This window comes from Shinella sp. GW835-FHT14H05 (assembly GCF_058793575.1).
This window is the reverse complement of record NZ_JBXAFY010000012.1, coordinates 16,123-34,378: the sequence shown is the minus strand read 5'-3', so window position 1 is coordinate 34,378 and position 18,256 is coordinate 16,123. Positions and strand designations below refer to the sequence as shown.

Below are 18,256 nucleotides of genomic sequence, written 5' to 3'. Positions count from 1 at the left end.
CAGTCTGCCTCGTTCACGCGGCCATGCGCCAAACGGCTCGGAAGCCGATGGCCGAAGAACTGCAGGGCGATGTGCCTCAAGTCCCTTTTGGTCAAGAATTTTGCTGGACAACGGTCCCAGACAGGTTCGTGACGCTCCCTAAAGACGAGGAGAGCGCCAGACCCTGTTTCGCGATCAAAACCTGTAATTCAGGCCGATCCTGAAGGTGTGGAAGTCGAGCGCGTTCGACGCGCGGCGGCCCGTTGTGGGGCTGCCCTGATGGTGAACCGGTCCGTAGACATCCGCCTCAAAAGGATCGCAGAAGCCCGGAATCATGTCACACATCGCATCGCCGAAGATCTCGCGGTTCGGGTTTTCCCTCCACTCCTTGCCGATCACTTCCTGTGTCACGTAGTCCCGGGTCACGCCAGCACGCGCCTTGTCGAACCTGAAGCCCTTTCGCGAAAAGCCGCTGTATGAATAATCGGCATTTATGGACCATCGCTCGTTGAGCGCATATTCCGCACCGCCGCCGAACGTATATCCGATGCGCGTGGCCGAATCCTTCTCCACGAAGACCACATCCGTCGTGTCCTGCATGACTTCCTGGATGGCAAACTGATCCCGCCACTGGGTTTCCTTTGCAAAGGCGACGCCGCCCGATCCGTAGATCATCCACCTGTTGTCAAACGCATAGCCGACGCGACCGCGCAAGGCGGCTGTCCAGTCGATATCGTAGTGGGTATTCGCCTGAAGCCCTTCTCCGGGCAGTCCAACGGAGCTTGTCCAGCTTTCCGTCGTTGCCGCCCCCTGCGCTCCATTGAGATAGCTTTTCGTCCAGCCCGCCTCTGCGCCCAGAACCAGCCCGTTGCCAAACTGCCAGTTGTAGCCGGCCTGCACGCCAAAATTCATGCCGTTGAGGTTCAGATCGGCGGATTCCGTTGCCGCTACGTCTGTTGCCGTGCCGTCGAGCGAGGTCGTGTTCCCCCATGTGCGGCCAACACCGGTGCCAAAATGAAACCCGGCATAGGCGCCGGTCCAGTCCACCTTGCCGCCCTTGAGGTCCCGGATAAAGGGCGCTGAGAAATGCGGAAGGGTCTGGTTTCCGCCAAAGGTACCCGTCAGGCCTGCATAAAATGTTCGCCCCGGGCCAGGTTGGCGGACAAGGCTCAGAGGATCGACATAATACTGATCGGTCAGATTCTCGACACGGACGGTTGCCGTGAGACTGTCCGAGACCTTGTATTCGGCGAATACGTCAACCAGCGTGTATGGCTTCCACGACACCAGCGAAATGAACTGCATCGCCCCGGTGGTGGTGACCTGCCCATGGCCGGCAGCGCGGGGGCCGACATGGAGCATGCGGCCGCCAAGCGTCAGGCGGTCATCAAAGAGTTTCTGCGACAGCGACAGGTCGACGGAATATTCCGGTGGGACCTGATTGGTGGCATAGTCGCCATAGAGCGTGGCATTGGCACAGGTTCCGGCCGCATAGCAGAAATCGACGCCGAGATAATAGTTTGCGTTCAGCTCTGCCGTGAAGCCGCCGTTCTCGTAACGGCCGGTCAGTTCGATGCCGGAAAATTTCGCGCGATCGATGTTGTGGACATACATGCCGACATTTTGCGTGCCGCCAAGCGTGCCGTATTCGCGCGAAATGTAATCTTTCACATCCCAGTTGAAATAGCCAAGCTTGAGCATGGCGCTATCGCCGGAGGACAGAAGGCCGTCCGTTGTAAAGTTCGCGCCAACGTCCCAGCTGTTGTTGCGCTCGGGGCTGAGATTTCCCGTGGGCACAACGAAAGTTCCGCCTGCCTCCACGATGCTCGGCATGCGCATCGCGCTGGCATAATTCGCATAAAGCTGAACGCCACGGAGAGGCTCAAGCGTCAGGCCGACAGATGGGGTGAAGCCACCATCGTTGCGTTTGCGCGATGCACCGTAATCGATGATGGGAACCTTGCGATCATCCGACCAGTAGTGCGAATAGCGCATTCCCGCGTTCACCGTCAGCCAGTCGAGCGGTTTGTATGCGAGGCGGGCATATGCTCCGGCCTCCTGCCTTGCGGCGTCGCGGATGACCGACCCGCGGCTGCCTTGCCCGGGAACCATCACGAGAGCATGTTTTGTCGGGCTGGTGTCCTCGGCGGTGTAGGAAAGACCGTATGAGAGATCGAGCGAGCCATATCCGGCGAGATCGAAACGCGACGTGTTGGCGACATCCCCGCCCCACAGCAGCGAGTCGGAGCCTGCGCGGAAGTCGGTAGGCAGGCCCAGATCTTCCGGTTTGTTTTTGCCCTGGTCCCGCGGTGCGTAGCGCTGCCGCAGATGCGACACCCAGCCATTCACCGTCAGGTCGATGAGTTCGTTGTCCGCCGGCTGCCAGCGATACCGCAATGTGCCGGTATCGAGCCCCACCCCCGTGGTCAGGCGCTGTTGCACCGGCTGGATACGTTCGGTGCTTAACAGGGATGCCAGCAGGTCTCCGCCCTCGCTGCGGAAACCTGTATAGCCAAGATGCAGCGTTTGCTCGTTCTCCAGATGCAACGTGGCTTTGGCCAGCCACGACTGCGTTTCGAGCTGCGTGTTCAGCACTTCCTCGCCGGGCCGGTAGTTGGTTATTCCTTCATTCTGATAGTAATTCTCCCAGGAGCGATCATCACAGATGCCGCCGGAATAGCAGTATGGCCGGGGCCCGAGATTGACCGGCGAGGCTGCCGGCCCGTTCCTGCCCGCATGATAGTTGCCCTGCTTTCGATATGCATATCCGGCCAGCAGGTCATAGTTCTCATTCTTTGTTGCGGCCACGATGCTGCCTGAGCCGCTGCTGGGCTGCAAAAGCCCCGGACGATCCAGACCCTGATCGGAGGCGACAGGCACCTTCGGCTCCAGCCAGGGAACGATGGGCCACGCATAGCCGCCAACCGCCCCCTGCTCCGGCTTCGATGTGTTGGTGCCGAAACCGCCTTTGACGCGTACCCCCCAGGTGTCGCCGGGCCTGACGATGTCGTCGGCACTCAAAGTGCGCAAAGCCACGCTGCCGGCGATGCCGCGCGATGAAACGTCCGCGCCCCTGATGACATCCACGCCGGCGATCAGGTCGGGGTCAAGGAAGGTGCGATTGGAAATGCCCTGATAGCCCTGACTGATCTGAAGCGCGTTCTCGGCGCCGTCCACGCTGACCTGAACACGCCCCATCCCCTGCATGCCGCGGATGTTGACGTCTACGGAACCAGCGCCGTTGTGCGCCTCGCCTGACAGCACGCCCGGCGTGCCACGAAATATGTCGGCCGGGCTCGATCCCCGGAAGCGTTCGATGCGCTCGGCCGGAATGTGGCTCGCTGCGGCAGCCGTCTCGAACGGCGTGTAGACCGTGCTCGCACCGCCGCCCTGTATGTTGATGGTGTTGAGAACTGTCGAGCCGTCTGGTGGCGGAGTGCCGGCGGCGGGTGTTGCGTGGGCAGCGGAGACGCGATCCTGCAAGACGATCGAACGGGGACCCGAAACACGATAACTCACATCCGTTCCGGCAAGCAGGCGCGACACCGCCTGTTGCGGCGTCATGCTGCCGCTGAGCGGGGCACTGGTGCCGGACAGGTCGAAGGCATAAGCGATACGCCAGCCGGAAACCTTCCCCACATCGGCCAGAGCGGAAGCCAGCGGCTTTGCCGGGATGTCGAACTGATAGGCTTGTTCACTCGACGAGGCCTGAGCATGGGCGAGCCCCGGGCAGCCCGGCATTGCAGCCAGTGCTGCGGTGCTGCAAAGCAGGAGCGCAGCGACATTCCTGATACGATTCTTGTGGTTCGACCCCGACATCACGACTCCCCGAGCGAGCGGGGACATCCGTCATCCCCTACCCTTAAAACGAATGACGGAGGCAAGACCTCATGGTCGGGTCAAAAAATCCTGAGAAAAAAGCGCGACTTTAAAACATGAGGGTTACGAGAGGCAGCGCGCGGACGACGGTCGCATCCACCGCAGCCGCGATCGTGTCGAGCGACCCGTCTATATCGTCCAGCGAAAACGTGCCGGAAATCCGCCTGCCGGAAACGCTTCCTCTCACGAGAAGCCGCTGTGAGGTGTGCCGGCCGAGCGCGGCAATGACATCGGAAACCGGTACCTGACGAACGACCAGCCGCCCCGACAACCAGGCGAGTGAGGCGTCGAGGTCGGCTTCTTCCACTGTGCCTCCGGCCCCGGAGGTGACCGCTATCTGTTGCCCCGGCGTCAGATGACGGGACGTCCGGTCATGGGCGCCCCTCACCGCAACCTCGCCGTGCTCGACCGCCACCGTCGTCCGGCCGGACTTGCGGTCGACATTGAAACCCGTCCCGACCACCCGTATCTGGTCGCCATCGACATCGACAGTGAAGGCCGGCGTGCTGCCTGGCGTGACCTCGAAGAAAGCCTCTCCGCGCAGCAGGCGCACATGCCGGCGCGTGGTATCGAAGTCGAAGGCAATCGCCGTATCGGCCCCTACCCTTGCCACGGAGCCGTCCGGGAGCCTCACCGGCATCACATAGGCGTGTCCCGAGACGACATCGGCCTGCAGGTCTTCCAGAAAATGGGGATTGACCACCCAGACCGCGAACACGGCGACCGCGCCTGCACAGGTCGCCGTCAGCCATGCCTTAGGCGACATCATTTGCCGGGCCACCACGCCGCGCGGAGGTGAGGAGGCCGCGGCCTGTTGCGCTGGTTTCTCCAGGCGCGCCCAAAGCACCCGCATTTCATCCCAGGCCAACCGGTTGGCCGGATCGACATTCAGCCAGTGCTCCAGCTCGCGACGCTCATCAGGCGTGAGCGAGCCGCCCGTCTGCTTCGCCAGCCACAGTGCAGCGATATCCCTTTGTTCCTCAGTCGTATTACGGCTTGGCGGCATCCATCCCCCTGGCTCGACCTCTCTTATCTTTCCACGGCATATCCCAGCTGGCCAATGGATAAACGAGCCTTTTAATCTGATAACGTCCGAGGAAAAAATCCTCACAGATGAAAAACCATTCGCCTCAGCCAGGTCGGTCGGACAGCGCCTTCTGACAATGGCGCATGGCGCGGGCAACATGCTTTTCGACCGAGCTCACGGAAATGCCGTATCGTTTGCCGATGTCGGCATTCGACATGCCGTGAACCCGGCGCAACAGGAAAATATCCCGTGTCATGCGTCCCAGCTCCATGAGCTTTTGATCAAGCTCCAGAAGCGCCTGACGGCCCGCAACTATCGAATCCGGTGTCGGAACATCGCAGGCAAGTTGCTCCGGCATTATGCGTCGAAGGAGTTCCCGTCGGCGCTTCTGCGTCCTCACATGGTCGATCGTCGCATTTCGGGCCGACACATACAGGATCCTGACGCTTTCTTCGTGAGTTCTTTCCTGATCGCCATTCAGCACTCGTGAAAATACATCCTGCACGATATCGGACGCCACTTCCCGATCACCAGTGGATCGCGTCACCAGAGATTCCAGCTTTTGCCGATGTTGCTCGAAAAGACGCGCCAGACGCTGGCTCCAGCCGGTCATTCGTCTGCTTCTTTCAAAAGGCCAGGCATGAGACACCGACTGGTTCCCCGCTTTCAGAAGCGGATCGGATGATAAAAGTTGTGTTTCTTAATCATGTTTAGGAAGGGACCACAATCGGTATGAATCTCAACGTCAGGACAGATCCGGTCCATGGATGCGGGCTTGAGCGGATTCCGGTCTTTGGCGGGGCAGTCCATGCAGCCTCTCCATCGCGACGATCGGATTTTGGCATGCGCAGACAAGCGACTGGTTAGAGACTTCCATCTGCTGAGGATGAGATGGCCTGTTCAACAGATGCCACCGACGATGGCGGAACAGGACGGGCTGACATGACGCGATACTCTTCCAGAAAAGGACTCGCTGCGAAGAGAGCGTTCAGTCCGTTGCGCGGGCTGCGGCTGCGCACCTTCCGGCAAGGAGGCGGCCACACACACCACCCTCAGCTTTTCCGGCTTCCATGAACTGCCAGTCGTGCCAGCAGGATCGCTGCCAGGATGGCCGCCGCAACATTGTAGCTCATGCCGGAGACGAAGGCCGAGGCGTAGCGCGCGGCCTGTAATTCGGCACCCTCCCCGAGCGCAGCACCGAAAAGGATGCCGACGAGGGCCACGCCGAGCGCCGCGCCGACCTGCTGGAGGGTGGAGATGACGCCCGATGCCATTCCGGCCTGACCTTCCTCCACGAAGCCGAGCACGAGGTTGAGCAGAGGCGTCATGATCATTGCCTGCGCCCCGCCGATAACGATCAGCACCGGGATAAGATGCGCCACCACAAGATCTGCGCCGGCAATCCACACCTGCCCTATCAGCACTCCGAGTGAGGCTGCATATACCACCGCGCTCAGGGCAATGGCAGGCGTGCCGAAACGTGCGACAAGGCGCGGAGCGCTGAGCGAGAGGATGACGAAAGCGATGGAGCAGGGCACGAAGGCGCTGCCTGCATCGAAGGGGCTGAGGCCAAAACCCGTCTGCACCAGAAGCGCGAAGCAGAGAAAGAAGGATGAGGCCGTCGAATAGATCAGGAGCACCAACAGTCCGCCTTGGGCAAAGCGGGGCCGACGCATCAGCGCCATGTCGACGAGAGGCTGATGGCCGGCTTTGCGGCGACGTTCCTGATGGCGATAGAAGGTGGTGAGCAGGAGTGCAGCCCCGGCAAGCGACAGGAAACTCCAGAGCTGCCAGCCATGTGTCGGAGCCTCGACCAGCGGCACGAGAAGCATCGTCAGCCCGAGGGTAACCAACGCCACACCCGGCCAGTCGAGCACCGGACGTTCAGGCGAACGCGTCTCCGGTATGAACCGCGCCATCAGGATTGCGAATATTCCGACAGGCACGTTGATGAGGAAGATCGTGCGCCATCCAAGATCGAAGATGTTGGCTTCAACCAGAAAGCCACCGACGATTTGTCCAGCAATGGCGGCAAGCCCGAGCGTCATGCCGAGAAAGCCGAAGGCGCGGCGGCTGTCCTCGCCGGAAAAATTCACCCGGATCGAGGCGTAAACCTGCGGGAAGAGCAACGCCGCCGCCAACCCCTGCAATACGCGCGCGCCGATCAGGATTTCCACGGTTGGAGCAATCCCGCAAAAAAGCGATGCGACTGTGAACCCGGCCATGCCGAGAATGAACAGCCTCCGCCGCCCATGGAGATCGCCAAGCCGCCCGCCTGTAACCAGCAGGACGCCGAAGGCCAGTTCGTAACCCGCCACGATGAACCCGATCTGCGACAGGCTCGCTCCAAGTTCCGCCTGCATGGAAGGGATCGCGACATTGACCACGAAAAGATCGAAAATCGTCACGAACCCGGCCAGCAGCAGAATGAACAGGCCAGGCCATGGCGGCCGCCGGACAGCTTCGGGAGGAATGTGGGAAAGGTGTTCGGTGGTGCAGGCCTCGGAACTCATCTGGCGTCCTCGTGTGTTGACGCACCAGCGATTCCACGGACATTATCCTTTTACAATTTAACTGCTTATGCTGTTGCTTTTTGTAATGGGCGAACCGATGCGCACCCTTGAGCGAACCCGACCAGAGCTTGCCAATTTCCTGCGTACGCGCCGGGAGCGGCTGTTACCGGAAGACGTTGGCCTTCCATCCGGCAAGCGTCGGCGAACACCCGGGCTGCGGAGGGAGGAAGTTGCCGCCCTCGCAGGGGTCGGACTGACCTGGTACACATGGCTTGAGCAAGGCCGCGAGATTGGGGTTTCTGCCGATTTCCTCGACAATCTTGCCCGCGTGCTCAAACTCGATGCCGCCGAACGAAGGCATCTGTTTCTGCTCGCCCACGAGCGTCCGCCGGCAGAACCCGGCAAGACGTTCTGCATCGTGCCGGCACTCGCCGCCCGACTGGTGGAAGACCTTGCCCCCCACGCCGCCTATATCATTAACCTGCGCTGGGACGTGCTGGCTTTCAATGATCCCGCCGACTCGCTGTTCGGGTTCAATGGCCATGAACCCGGCCAGCGAAACATGCTTCGGCTGCTTTTTACCGATCCCGCGCTGCGCGATGCCATCGTTGACTGGGAAGAACAGGCGCCGGCAATGCTGGCGAGCTTCCGCCGTGATTTCGCCGCCGCACGGGAAGATGCCGATGCCGGAAGGCTGGTGGCGGAACTGGAGGCGGTTTCGCGCGCGTTCAAAGGCTGGTGGCGCAGTCAGGACGTCCATGCGCCTTGCACCGGCACCCGGATGATCCGTGTCGGGGGGAAGCCCATGGAGTTTGAGCACACATCGCTTACCGTTGATGGCGGACAGCATCTGCGCCTCGTCGTCTACGCGCAAAAACGCTGACCACGCTGCATGTAGGCAAGCATGAACGCCCTGGCTCTGGATCGAAATGATGGGGCTGCATGGTCTTCACTCTGCCGCGCCTTCGGTGATCGCAGTTTCGACAGACCGTTTGCCGGGAAGCTGTCCGTTCAGCACCATGTATGCGATGAGGCCGATCACCAGCCCCCAGAACGCGCCTCCGACGCCGAGCATGTTGATGTTGGCGGCCGAGGCGAGGAAGGTAATGAGCGCCGCTTCGCGCGATGCCGGTTCCGCCATGGCCCCCGCGAGGCTGCCGCCAATGGTGCCGAGCAGCGCGAGGCCCGCGAGCGTGGTGATGAACGTGGCGGGGAACGCCATGAATACCGCCGCAAGGGTCACGCCGAACACGCCGACCAGCACATAGAAGCAGCCTGCCGCAATACCGGCGATCCATCGCTTCGACGGATCTTCGTGCGCTTCGCGGCCCGTGGCGATGGCGGCCGTGATGGCGGCGATGTTGAACGCATGGGAGCCGAAAGGGGCCATGACAAGCGAGCCAAGGCCGGTCACGGTCACGATAGGGTTGGCGCTCGTCCTGAACCCGTCATTCCGAAGCACCAGCATACCCGGCATGTACTGGCCGGTCAGTGTGATGAGGAACAAGGGCAGCGCGACGCTCAATGCCGCGTTCAGCGTGAACTGCGGCATGGTGAAGATCGGCATGGCGAACTGCAATTGCAGGCCCGACAGATCGACGCGATCCTGCCAGAGCAGAAACACAAGACCGATTACGAGGATGCCGACCACGGCATAACGCGCGGAAATGCGCTTGAGCAGCACATAGGCGAGGATCAGCAGACCGACCAGCACCGGATCGACGCTCGCGCCGCCAAAGGCCCCGACTCCGAATTGCAGCAATATGCCCGCAAGCAGGCCCGAGGCGATGCCGGGCGGGATCAATCGAATGACCTTCTCGAAATATCCCGACATGCCGAGCAGAACGAAGGCAACAGCAGAGATGATGTAAGCCCCGACCGCTTCCGCATAAGACGTGGTGGCAAGCGCCGTGACAAGAAAGGCGGCAGCCGGTGTTGACCAGGCCGTGATGATCGGCTCCCGGTAGCGCCAGCTCAGGAACAGCCCGGTCAGCCCGACGCCAATCGAGACCGACCATACCCAGGATGCCGTCAGTTCCGGGCTAAGGCCCGCAACCCGTGCAGCCTGGAACACCAGAATGAACGTCCCGCCATAGTTGACGATGACGGAGATCAGCCCGGCGACGATGGGATGGGTAAGATCATTCAGCCGGATAGGCGATGGTGACGAACTGGACGACATGGTTCCGAGCATTCTCCGGAGACAGGGCACGAGGCCGCGAACATGCCTTGACATCTAGCCGGTCAATGGCCTGATGTTCCCTGCCAATTCTTTCCAGAGGATCAGACCATTTGTTCAGGCACTCGCAGCTCGAATCCGTGAAGGCATGGCTCGCACATCCTGCGCATGCGGCGATGCCGCTCTATGCGCGGATACAGCGGGCGATCCGGCAACTGATCCTTGACGGCACGCCTGGCCCCGGAAAGCCGCTCCCGGCCTCGCGCGCGCTTGCGGCATCGCTGGGCGTTTCACGCGACACGATAGAAGCCGCCTATGCGCAGCTTCATGCCGAGGGCTTCATTGAACGGCGTGTCGGCAGCGGCAGCTTCGTGGCGGAAATGACGGAGTTCGCGCCCGTACACCGGCGCTCCAGGCGCGACGCCCTCATGCGCAATCAGGCCCCGAACCTTAGTAAGCGCGGCGACACCATGTTCCGCAGCGGTGGTGTGCGTGAGATGTTGATACCACGGCCCTTCGCGCCGGGGGTGCCGGACACGCGCAGCTTTCCACTACCGCTTTGGGAACGGCTGGAGCGGCAGGTGCTGAAAGAAGTCGGCACATTGGCGCTGCTGCATGGCGACCCGCAGGGCGCCGAGCCGCTGCGTCGGGCTATCGCCGACTATGTGAACCTCGAACGCGGGGCACGCGCCACGGCCGACCGCGTGCTGGTGCTGACCAGTTCGCAACAGGCGATGACGCTCTGCGCAAACATGCTTCTCGATCCCGGCGAGCGGATCTTCATCGAAGACCCGGCCTACTACGGGGCGCGCAAGGCATTCGACGCCGCTGGTCTGGAATCGGTGCCGATCCGCGTGGACAGCCAGGGCGTCACGGTCGAGCCGATCCTGAGCGATCCGCATCGGGCCAGGGCAATTTTCCTCACGCCCTCGCACCAGTTTCCGACCGGCGCAACGCTGGCGCTCGATCGCCGGCTGGCGCTGATCGAATGGGCCGCCCGGCATCAGGCATGGATCATTGAGGACGATTACGACAGCGAGTTCCATTATGCGGGCAAGCCTACCGCCTGTGTGCAGGGCCTCGATCCGCATGACCGGACCATCTATATCGGCACCTTCACCAAATCGCTCTTTCCGGGCTTGCGGATTGGCTATGTCGTGTTACCGCCGCAACTGGTGAACCCGATGACGGTCGCCCGCACATTGCTTGACGGCCACACGGCATCCATAGCGCAACTGACGCTGGCGCGGTTCATGGAAGGCGGGCATTTCGGAGCGCATGTTCGCGCCATGCGCGGCATCTATGCGCAACGGCTTGAGGTGCTTTCCGGCCTGGTCAGCAAACACCTTTCCGATTTTGTCGAACCCCGTATCCCCGTCGGCGGCTTGCAAATGCCGTGCCTTCTTACCTGCGACATTCCCGAGCGCGCTGCTATCGATGTGGCTCGACGTGTCGGCGTCGAACTGTTGGGACTGTCCGCCCTTCATGCCGCTGGTGACGGCAAAGCCGGCTTCCTGATGGGCTTCGCCGCCTACACGCCAGCGGAGCTTGAAGTTGCCGTCATGAAACTGGCGAACGCCCTGCGGATGGTAAAGACGCGCACATGAATGGTCTGGTCATGTTTTCTGGATTGGTGGGAACTGGCAGTCCATATTCGTGATAGGTGCGGGCTGGAAAACAGTTTTGGAGATAAAACATGGTAGCCGGCCCCGACGCCACGAAATCAGCTGTCGCCATCCGGCATATCCAGTTTGAAGACCTCGGGCTTTTCGAGCCAGTGCTGACGGCGGCCGGATACAAGGTTACTTATCTCGATCTGGATGGCGACGCGCTTTCAACGCTGGACGCGCTGGAGCCCGATCTTTTGATTGTCCTCGGCGGGCCTGTCGGCGTCTATGAAGCCGAGGCCTATCCCTGGCTTGCCGAGGAACGCCGGATACTCACGGTTCGGCTTGCAAAGGATCGTCCGACGCTCGGCATTTGCCTTGGGGCGCAACAGATCGCCGCGACACTTGGCGCCGAGGTTGCACCTATGGGACACAAGGAAATCGGCTTTGGCCCCGTTTCGCTGACGGATGCCGGACGGCTTGGGCCGCTCCGGCATCTGGAAGGCATCCCTGTGCTACACTGGCATGGGGACGCCTTCTGTATCCCGGATGGAGCAGCGAACCTTGGAACGACAGGATCGTGCGCCACCCAAGGCTTCTCCATCGGCCAGAACATACTGGCTTTGCAATTTCATCCCGAGGTGGATGCCAGCGCCGGGATAGAACGCTGGCTGACAGGGCATGCGGCCGAACTGGCGGCATCTGGTATCGATCCACGCGAGTTGAGGGCGCAGGCACAGAGCATCCCTGAAGACATGCGCGTGCCCGCGCAAAGGATGATGGAGGAATGGCTCTCCAGCACCGTCTGATTGATCCACCACCCTGCGTCCAGGCGGCTCAATTGGTCTGGATATGATCCCATAAGTGGATGGATATATCGGACCACTCTCATGATAGGGACCGGCAGGCCAGATGCTGCATGATCTCCATGTGGTGAGCCAATCCCTGCTGAAACCTGGAAGGAGATCAGCGATGGCAACACCGACAGCCGAACCCCTGAACCAACCCCTTGCGGAAGGAAGCGTTGGAAACGTCGGTCTGTCGGGTGGCGACCGCCCCGTATTCGCGGACATTGCCGACGAACGGGACCGCCAGCGCAATTGCATCGAGCTTATTGCCTCTGAGAATTTCGTCAGCCCCGCCGTTCTGGAAGCGCGAGTCTCCATCCTTACGAACAACTATGCCGAAGGCTATCCGCAGCGGCGCTATTATGGCGGCTGCGTCAATGTCGATGTGACCGAAGACCTCGCCATCGAACGCCTGAACCAGCTTTTCGGCAGCACGTATGCGAATGTGCGGCCACACTCCGGCAGCCAGGCGGCAATCCTCGCGCTGCTGACGCCCGGCAATACAATCCTCGGCGTCGACCCCAAGGCGGGCGGCCATCTTGCGCATCGCGCTGCCGTCAACCTGTCGGGCCGATGGTTCAGTGTCGTCAGCTATGGCGTGGACCCCGAAAGCCATCTGATCGACATGGATCAGGTGGCAGAACTGGCGCGGACGCATCGCCCGAAATTGTTGATCGCTGGCGGATCGGCCTATCCGCGCACTCTGGATTTCGCCCGTTTCCGACAGATCGCGGACGATACGGGCGCGGTCCTGATGGTCGACATGGCGCACTTCGCGGGCCTGGTGGCTGGCAACGCCTGTCCGTCGCCGATACCCTTTGCCGATGTCGTCACCTCGACCACCCATGAGAAGCTGCTCGGGCCGCGCGGCTGGTTTGCGAAGAAGAGCAATTCTGCGACCTTTGCCGGCTTGCAAGGCGGCCCGCTCATGCACGTCATCGCGGCGAAGGCCGTGGCGTTCGGTGAGACGCTTCACCCCTCGTCCAGGACCTGCTCGCGGGGCGTCGCCGGGAATTACCGCGTCCTCGCGCAAACACTCACCGATAGCGGATTGGCGATCACCACAGGCGGCACGGAAAGTCATCTTGCGGTGGTCGATCTGCGTCCTTTCGGCGTCACCGGCAACATCGCCGAAAAGGCGCTGGAACCGGTCGGCATCACGCTGAACGAGAACGCCATGCCGAACGATCCCGAGAAACCCATGGTGACATCAGGCATCCGGGTCGGCAGCGCAGCAGGAACTTCAAGCGGCTTCGGTGTGGACGAGTATCGGCAGATCGCCGCTCCGATGCTCGACACGCCTCGCGCCCTTCGCGGTGGAACTGCCCGAAGCCGAGCGAGAACGAATTGGTGGGCTAGTGCGCGGCCTCGTCGGTCGCTTTCCGCGGCCCTGCTGACTGCCACGATGGGGGAGCCTGTTCGGATATGACAGCATCGTCGAACATCGATCTTTCGTCGCAAGACATAGCGCGCTTCGGGAACGATCCCGCTCGCGCCTTTGCCACCAACCTGCAAAATGTGCAGGAACGCATTGCCTCCGCCTGCCTGCGCAGCGGGCGCCAGCCAGAAGACGTGCGGCTTCTGCCCGTCACCAAGACGGTTCCCGCCCATATCCTGCGCTTCGCCTTTGCGTCAGGCATCTCCGATTTCGGGGAAAACAAGCTGCAGGAGGCGCGCGACAAGCAGGCGGTGCTTGGCGATCTTGCTATCCGCTGGAGCATCATCGGCCACCTCCAGACCAACAAAGTGAAATATCTTGTCCGCCTCGCATCGGAATTCCACGCTCTCGATAGTTTCCGGCTGGCGGAGGAACTGAATCGCCGCCTCGATGCACAGGGGCGCGATCTTGACGTGTTCGTGCAGGTGAACACCTCCGGCGAGGCCAGCAAATACGGCTTGCACCCTGACGATCTGACCGCTTTCGTGGAACGCTTGCCGGAGTATCCCCGGCTGAAACCCCGCGGCCTGATGACGCTGGCCGTTTTTAGCGCGGATACCGAACGGGTGCGACCCTGCTTCCGCTTGCTGCGCACTCTGCGCGACCGGGCCATCGCCGTTCATTCCGGCCTGACGCAGCTATCCATGGGCATGTCAGGGGATTATGAGGTTGCCATCGAAGAAGGTGCTGATGTCGTTCGTGTCGGCCAGGCCATATTCGGCCCGCGTCCGACCGATGATGCCTTCTACTGGCCCGGCACAATTCCGCACTCATAGCCTATGCCCGTCTGCCGCGATCCCGAACCACCCTGCACGACGCTCGCGATCTCACGGCCGAGTTGGCGCTCGATGACAGCTCGCCACGCGACAAGGATGAACTCGTAGCTCTTTTCCAAAATGGCGCACTTGCCGCTGGATAGCTGCAGGGTGCCGTCCCCTGACGCGCCGACATGCTTCATCTGAAGCCTTCAAAACCCGCGTGATCGAGGATGCCCGCTCAGCGCTTTTCCAATCGTCCGCATCCATCAATGTGCATGTTTAATCATCCGCAAACGCCGCAGTCACATCACAAGGGATTCATCGATTGCAGGACGTGCTCCAGATCTGATTATTGAAGACTTTACCGACCTTCAAATCGGCTGCGCGGGATCCCGAAGACGATGGCGATCTCGGACGTTGAAAATGCTTGTCGCGTCGCCGGGCCATGTCGCAATCTCGCGATTGCTACTCGGGACCAAAGTCGAGCTTACAGCTCCGCGCTTCACGGTCACCGATCTCTATCCTGCAGGCAACCTATGAGCATCCCGGGCCGCCGTTCAAACCTCAGCGCCAACGTGGAACACAATGTTTTGAAAATCAGCATGACCTTTGCCACGTTGTAAGGGACCCACAGGCTGGCAGTTGGGTGGACTATGTGGGCGACGCAGATGACATGCTCACGATCAAATCCCTTCTCGGAAGAGCAAATCATACGCGCTATTACGCCACCAATACCGACATAAACCGCACATCCAGTCGTAACTACATAATGTCCGATAAGTTTGCATTATCATTCATTTTCTTCATTATAGAGAAATGGCGCAAATCATCGACGAAAACAGCGAAATTCATGCTCCGGAAAGCTCTGCGCCGCCGCACAGCACAGCAGTTTCTGCTGGTGTTTCCGCGGCCGGGCTGGCGGCCGAACTCCCCGCCCCTCCTGCCGAAAGCAACGCAGGCCTGCCCGCGCATCTGCAGGATCTGACCGAGCGCGCGCGCGGTTACGTCGCGGCCGCGAGTTCGGCCAATACGCGGCGGGCCTATGCGGCGGATTGGAAGCATTTTAACGCCTGGTGCCGGCGCCAGAACCTTTCTCCCCTCCCCCCGGACCCGCGGGTCGTCGGGCTCTATATCACCGCCTGTGCCAGTGGCACCGCGTCCGGCGGTGCCACTCACACCACGAAACGCGGCGGCAAATCCGACAGTGTCTCGACCATCGAGCGGCGCCTCGCCGCTCTCGGCTGGAACTATGCCCAACGCGGTGAGCAACAGCTCGATCGCAAGGACCGGGCGATCGCCACCGTCATGGCCGGGATTCGAAACAAGCACGCCGCCCCGCCTCGGCACAAGGAAGCGATCATGCCGGAAGACCTGATCGCCATGCTCGAAACGCTTGACCGCGGCTCGCTGCGCGGCCTGCGCGACCGCGCCATGCTGCTCGTCGGTTTCGCCGGCGGCCTGCGCCGCTCGGAGATTACCGGTCTCGACCTTGGTCGCGACCAGACGGACGACGGGCGTGGCTGGGTCGAGTTACTCGATAAGGGCGCGTTGCTGACCCTACGCGGCAAGACCGGGTGGCGCGAGGTCGAGATCGGCCGCGGCTCGTCCGACGCCACCTGCCCTGTCGCCGCGCTAGAAAGCTGGATCAAATTCGCCAAGCTCGCCAAAGGACCCCTCTTCCGTCGCGTGACCGGAAAAGGAAAGGACGTCGGGCCGGACCGGCTGAGCGATCAGGAGATCGCGCGCCTCGTCAAGAAGACCGCACTCGCCGCCGGCGTCCGTGGTGAGCTTTCCGAGGCGGAGCGCGGCCAGAAGTTCGCCGGCCACTCACTGCGCGCCGGCCTCGCCTCCTCGGCGGAAGTCGACGAGCGCCATGTGCAGAGGCAGCTCGGCCATGCCTCGGCGGAGATGACCCGTCGCTACCAGCGCCGGCGCGACCGGTTCCGCGTCAACCTCACGAAGGCGGCAGGGCTTTGATCAGCCGCCATCGGCGGAAGGTGTCCTCGCACGCTGTCCTGGCCGTCTCTTTCGGCAGCGTGTCTTCAAACCGTTCATGCTGCGGACCGTCGAGAACAACGGCGTCGATATTCTCGCAAGATCTGACCTGAAGACGCAGCGGAATGTTATTGCCATTTCCGATCTGGCTCATCAGCCAGCCGACACAGTACGCTTCGTCTCCCGGGGATGCTCATGGCAGGCCATGGCTCGGCCCGTGCCGACCAGCGATCCGGGTTCCGCGATGGTGCTGGCCAGAGAGCGATGCAGCGCCTCGCTGTAGCCGTCCGGAATATCGTGCGGGTCCGTGGATACCTTCCAAGGACATTTCGCACATTGCCGGACGCGCTTCAGTTTCCAGTTCATCCCCGACTCCTACCTATCGGTGGAGGCCCATCTACAGCCGCACGCCAGCTCATCCAAGTCGATTCGGTCGCTAATAGATATCGTCCGCCACCCCTGCCCTCCGCGCCCCGACATTGCTTCGACCAGAAATGATAAAGCCCGGTGCGGGAGGAGATGCACCGGGCTTCGATTCTGACTGACAACTGGGAGGAGGAGGGTTGCCAGTCGTTGCCCGAAGCTGCTGGGAGGAGGAGTGCAGCTCCGACAATCTGTATGTATGCTGCATCGCAGCATTCTTCAAGAACCACCTAACGAAATTATGCGCTTCAGGCGCTATTCGCCGGCGGCACCCTCCCCGGAAGAAAGCGCAGCGGCCAAGGCCGTCACGAGGCCAACGACCTTCCTGCGCATGGTGTGCGAGCTGATCCGCGCGAACGCAACGTTGAGGTCTCGGCCCTCGTTGGTCTCGATGAAGCTGACCAGTTCCGGCGCGGCGGCCGCCACGGCTTGACCAGAGTCGATCGTTGAGCCCGGGAAGAAATAGGCGGGCGGGACGCCGAAGACGTCCGCGATCATGGCCAAACGGCTTGAGCTGACACGGTTGGTGCCCTTTTCGTATTTCTGGATCTGCTGGAAGGTGACGCCGAGCCGGTCGGCCAAAATATTCTGGCTCATACCGGCCAGCCGGCGCTGCGCCTTGATCTTGCCGCCGACTTCGACGTCGATCGGATCGGGGACCTTCGCCATTCAATTTTCTCCGATCGTCTCGATGATGTCGTAGGTCTTTACGATGGCACCGACGCCGTCGTTAAGCAGCGCGAGGAACGCATCCCTCGTTACTGGCACGGTTTCGATCCGCTCCAGGCGCATCGGCGGCCACTCGTGACCCGGCTCGTCGGCAACCGCATCACGCAGTTCGACGATTGCGGCGCGAGCCGTCTCGGCATTGCCGAAGAACGCGCCACCAATGCCGTCGTCGCGCCAGCGCGCCTCCAACGGGTCGATCGCGGACGAATAGGTGTAGAATATATAGGAGGGCTCTGCTGACACTCGGTTTCCTCCAAGAGCTTGCGGTACGCCCCCGCGCTGCTCTTTGACCCCTGGTGATCGGGGAGTTGGAAAACCGTGTACACACGATCCCCACGGCCTTTAGTTCGGAGAACCTGTTGCATACGCCGCAGGCTCCCCGACCATAAGGTCAAGGAGATAGTACCGTTACAGGTCGGCACTCGTACCCGTGTACAAGGGTTTCCACGCCCTAAAGCAGCGCGTCACTGCTTCACCCGTGAGTCTAGGCGATCACGCGGCGCGGCGCAAACATTCAGACGCAAAAATGCCGAATGAATTCAGTCCGAAGATAAGACTCTGAAGATGGTTCCCCCGATACCCGCCAAGCGATATGGCTGGATTTCGAGAAGAGGGAAACTGCCAGCGGGTTGTGCTGCGCCGACGGAGAGTAAACGCCATGGATGAGACCAGCGAGACGATGACGATCTCCAACCGGAGCGATTTCGCCCTTTGGGCCATCGAGAGAGCTAAGGCGATTGTCACGGAGGAGGGTGGCAACCTTGCGATCGCCACCCGAGATCAGGGCGACGATGAGATTGCCGCCGCGGCCAATGCGCTTGGCCAGGCCATCGTCAACGCCCTCCTGGAAGTCTTCGACGGCTTGATGGAGGAATAGGGAA

Annotated in this window: 16 protein-coding genes and 1 pseudogene; 7 read left to right on the top strand and 10 right to left on the bottom strand. The window is 61.4% G+C overall.

Features of this window, described 5'->3' with window-relative positions; genetic code table 11:
• Positions 1–174: 174 nt before the first annotated feature.
• The 4 genes from AC1Q6Z_RS26845 to AC1Q6Z_RS26830 form a co-directional block, all read right to left on the bottom strand.
• Entirely contained in the window at positions 175–3,798 is a 3,624-nt protein-coding gene (locus AC1Q6Z_RS26845) for a TonB-dependent receptor domain-containing protein (RefSeq protein ID WP_492649905.1), read from the bottom strand.
• 109 nt (positions 3,799–3,907) lie between these two features.
• The gene (locus AC1Q6Z_RS26840) at positions 3,908–4,864 is read right to left on the bottom strand and encodes a FecR family protein (RefSeq protein WP_492649904.1); all 957 of its coding nucleotides are present in this window, start codon (positions 4,862–4,864) and stop codon (positions 3,908–3,910) included.
• Positions 4,865–4,988: 124 nt separating this feature from the next.
• Positions 4,989–5,498 (bottom strand): RNA polymerase sigma factor, encoded by a 510-nt coding sequence (locus AC1Q6Z_RS26835; RefSeq protein ID WP_151653956.1) that lies wholly within the window; start codon positions 5,496–5,498, stop codon positions 4,989–4,991.
• A 439-nt stretch (positions 5,499–5,937) separates the two neighbouring features.
• Positions 5,938–7,398, bottom strand: a complete 1,461-nt coding sequence (locus tag AC1Q6Z_RS26830) for an MFS transporter (RefSeq protein ID WP_492649903.1) — start codon at positions 7,396–7,398, stop codon at positions 5,938–5,940.
• Positions 7,399–7,495: 97 nt separating this feature from the next.
• On the opposite strand from AC1Q6Z_RS26830, the gene AC1Q6Z_RS26825 reads away from it, so the two are divergent.
• Positions 7,496–8,281: a helix-turn-helix transcriptional regulator gene (locus AC1Q6Z_RS26825; RefSeq protein WP_492649902.1), complete on the top strand. Its 786-nt coding sequence runs from the start codon at positions 7,496–7,498 to the stop codon at positions 8,279–8,281.
• A gap of 66 nt (positions 8,282–8,347) precedes the next feature.
• Here the strand turns inward: AC1Q6Z_RS26825 and AC1Q6Z_RS26820 are convergent, their stop codons facing one another.
• Positions 8,348–9,580 carry a benzoate/H(+) symporter BenE family transporter gene (locus AC1Q6Z_RS26820; protein WP_492649901.1) on the bottom strand — a complete coding sequence of 411 codons (1,233 nt, stop codon included), beginning with the start codon at positions 9,578–9,580 and terminating at the stop codon, positions 8,348–8,350.
• A 110-nt stretch (positions 9,581–9,690) separates the two neighbouring features.
• On the opposite strand from AC1Q6Z_RS26820, the gene pdxR reads away from it, so the two are divergent.
• The 4 genes from pdxR to AC1Q6Z_RS26800 all read left to right on the top strand — a co-directional run bounded on the left by pdxR (position 9,691) and on the right by AC1Q6Z_RS26800 (position 14,246).
• Entirely contained in the window at positions 9,691–11,184 is a 1,494-nt protein-coding gene (gene pdxR / locus AC1Q6Z_RS26815) for a MocR-like pyridoxine biosynthesis transcription factor PdxR (protein ID WP_492649900.1), read from the top strand.
• 89 nt (positions 11,185–11,273) lie between these two features.
• Positions 11,274–11,993 (top strand): glutamine amidotransferase, encoded by a 720-nt coding sequence (locus AC1Q6Z_RS26810; protein ID WP_492649899.1) that lies wholly within the window; start codon positions 11,274–11,276, stop codon positions 11,991–11,993.
• A gap of 163 nt (positions 11,994–12,156) precedes the next feature.
• The gene (locus tag AC1Q6Z_RS26805; protein WP_492649898.1) at positions 12,157–13,461 is read left to right on the top strand and encodes a serine hydroxymethyltransferase; all 1,305 of its coding nucleotides are present in this window, start codon (positions 12,157–12,159) and stop codon (positions 13,459–13,461) included.
• Positions 13,458–14,246, top strand: a complete 789-nt coding sequence (locus AC1Q6Z_RS26800; protein WP_492649897.1) for a YggS family pyridoxal phosphate-dependent enzyme — start codon at positions 13,458–13,460, stop codon at positions 14,244–14,246. Before AC1Q6Z_RS26805 ends, AC1Q6Z_RS26800 begins: the two co-directional genes overlap by 4 nt.
• Here AC1Q6Z_RS26800 and AC1Q6Z_RS26795 read toward each other — a convergent pair.
• Positions 14,216–14,401, bottom strand: a pseudogene (locus AC1Q6Z_RS26795) (DUF3363 domain-containing protein); the annotation flags it as partial. The gene AC1Q6Z_RS26800 and the pseudogene AC1Q6Z_RS26795 overlap by 31 nt on opposite strands.
• A gap of 643 nt (positions 14,402–15,044) precedes the next feature.
• Here AC1Q6Z_RS26795 and AC1Q6Z_RS26790 point away from each other — a divergent pair.
• Complete coding sequence (locus AC1Q6Z_RS26790) at positions 15,045–16,205, top strand: tyrosine-type recombinase/integrase (RefSeq protein ID WP_492649896.1); 1,161 nt, start codon at positions 15,045–15,047, stop codon at positions 16,203–16,205.
• Here the strand turns inward: AC1Q6Z_RS26790 and AC1Q6Z_RS26785 are convergent.
• The 4 genes from AC1Q6Z_RS26785 to AC1Q6Z_RS26770 form a co-directional block, all read right to left on the bottom strand.
• A complete protein-coding gene (locus AC1Q6Z_RS26785; protein WP_492649895.1) occupies positions 16,183–16,377 on the bottom strand; it encodes a hypothetical protein in 195 nt (64 codons plus the stop codon). The two genes, AC1Q6Z_RS26790 and AC1Q6Z_RS26785, sit on opposite strands and share 23 nt — an antisense overlap.
• Positions 16,377–16,589 (bottom strand): hypothetical protein, encoded by a 213-nt coding sequence (locus AC1Q6Z_RS26780; RefSeq protein ID WP_492649894.1) that lies wholly within the window; start codon positions 16,587–16,589, stop codon positions 16,377–16,379. Before AC1Q6Z_RS26780 ends, AC1Q6Z_RS26785 begins: the two co-directional genes overlap by 1 nt.
• Before the next feature lie 312 nt (positions 16,590–16,901).
• On the bottom strand, positions 16,902–17,315 hold the full coding sequence (locus AC1Q6Z_RS26775) for a helix-turn-helix domain-containing protein (protein ID WP_492649893.1): 414 nt from the start codon (positions 17,313–17,315) through the stop codon (positions 16,902–16,904).
• A complete protein-coding gene (locus AC1Q6Z_RS26770; RefSeq protein ID WP_492649892.1) occupies positions 17,316–17,618 on the bottom strand; it encodes a hypothetical protein in 303 nt (100 codons plus the stop codon).
• Between the two features lie 415 nt (positions 17,619–18,033).
• Between AC1Q6Z_RS26770 and AC1Q6Z_RS26765 the strand changes: the two genes are divergently transcribed.
• A complete protein-coding gene (locus AC1Q6Z_RS26765) occupies positions 18,034–18,252 on the top strand; it encodes a hypothetical protein (protein ID WP_492649891.1) in 219 nt (72 codons plus the stop codon).
• The last annotated feature ends 4 nt before the right edge of the window (positions 18,253–18,256 follow it).

Excerpts from the sequence above, each read along its gene's own strand:
- AC1Q6Z_RS26845 (WP_492649905.1), bottom strand. The coding sequence starts at position 3,798 with ATGTCGGGGTCGAACCACAAGAATCGTATCAGGAATGTCGCTGCGCTC.
- AC1Q6Z_RS26840 (WP_492649904.1), bottom strand. The coding sequence starts at position 4,864 with ATGCCGCCAAGCCGTAATACGACTGAGGAACAAAGGGATATCGCTGCA.
- AC1Q6Z_RS26835 (WP_151653956.1), bottom strand. The coding sequence starts at position 5,498 with ATGACCGGCTGGAGCCAGCGTCTGGCGCGTCTTTTCGAGCAACATCGG.
- AC1Q6Z_RS26830 (WP_492649903.1), bottom strand. The coding sequence starts at position 7,398 with ATGAGTTCCGAGGCCTGCACCACCGAACACCTTTCCCACATTCCTCCC.
- AC1Q6Z_RS26825 (WP_492649902.1), top strand. The coding sequence starts at position 7,496 with ATGCGCACCCTTGAGCGAACCCGACCAGAGCTTGCCAATTTCCTGCGT.
- AC1Q6Z_RS26820 (WP_492649901.1), bottom strand. The coding sequence starts at position 9,580 with ATGTCGTCCAGTTCGTCACCATCGCCTATCCGGCTGAATGATCTTACC.
- AC1Q6Z_RS26810 (WP_492649899.1), top strand. The coding sequence starts at position 11,274 with ATGGTAGCCGGCCCCGACGCCACGAAATCAGCTGTCGCCATCCGGCAT.
- AC1Q6Z_RS26805 (WP_492649898.1), top strand. The coding sequence starts at position 12,157 with ATGGCAACACCGACAGCCGAACCCCTGAACCAACCCCTTGCGGAAGGA.
- AC1Q6Z_RS26800 (WP_492649897.1), top strand. The coding sequence starts at position 13,458 with ATGACAGCATCGTCGAACATCGATCTTTCGTCGCAAGACATAGCGCGC.
- AC1Q6Z_RS26790 (WP_492649896.1), top strand. The coding sequence starts at position 15,045 with ATGGCGCAAATCATCGACGAAAACAGCGAAATTCATGCTCCGGAAAGC.
- AC1Q6Z_RS26785 (WP_492649895.1), bottom strand. The coding sequence starts at position 16,377 with ATGAGCCAGATCGGAAATGGCAATAACATTCCGCTGCGTCTTCAGGTC.
- AC1Q6Z_RS26780 (WP_492649894.1), bottom strand. The coding sequence starts at position 16,589 with ATGAACTGGAAACTGAAGCGCGTCCGGCAATGTGCGAAATGTCCTTGG.
- AC1Q6Z_RS26775 (WP_492649893.1), bottom strand. The coding sequence starts at position 17,315 with ATGGCGAAGGTCCCCGATCCGATCGACGTCGAAGTCGGCGGCAAGATC.
- AC1Q6Z_RS26765 (WP_492649891.1), top strand. The coding sequence starts at position 18,034 with ATGGATGAGACCAGCGAGACGATGACGATCTCCAACCGGAGCGATTTC.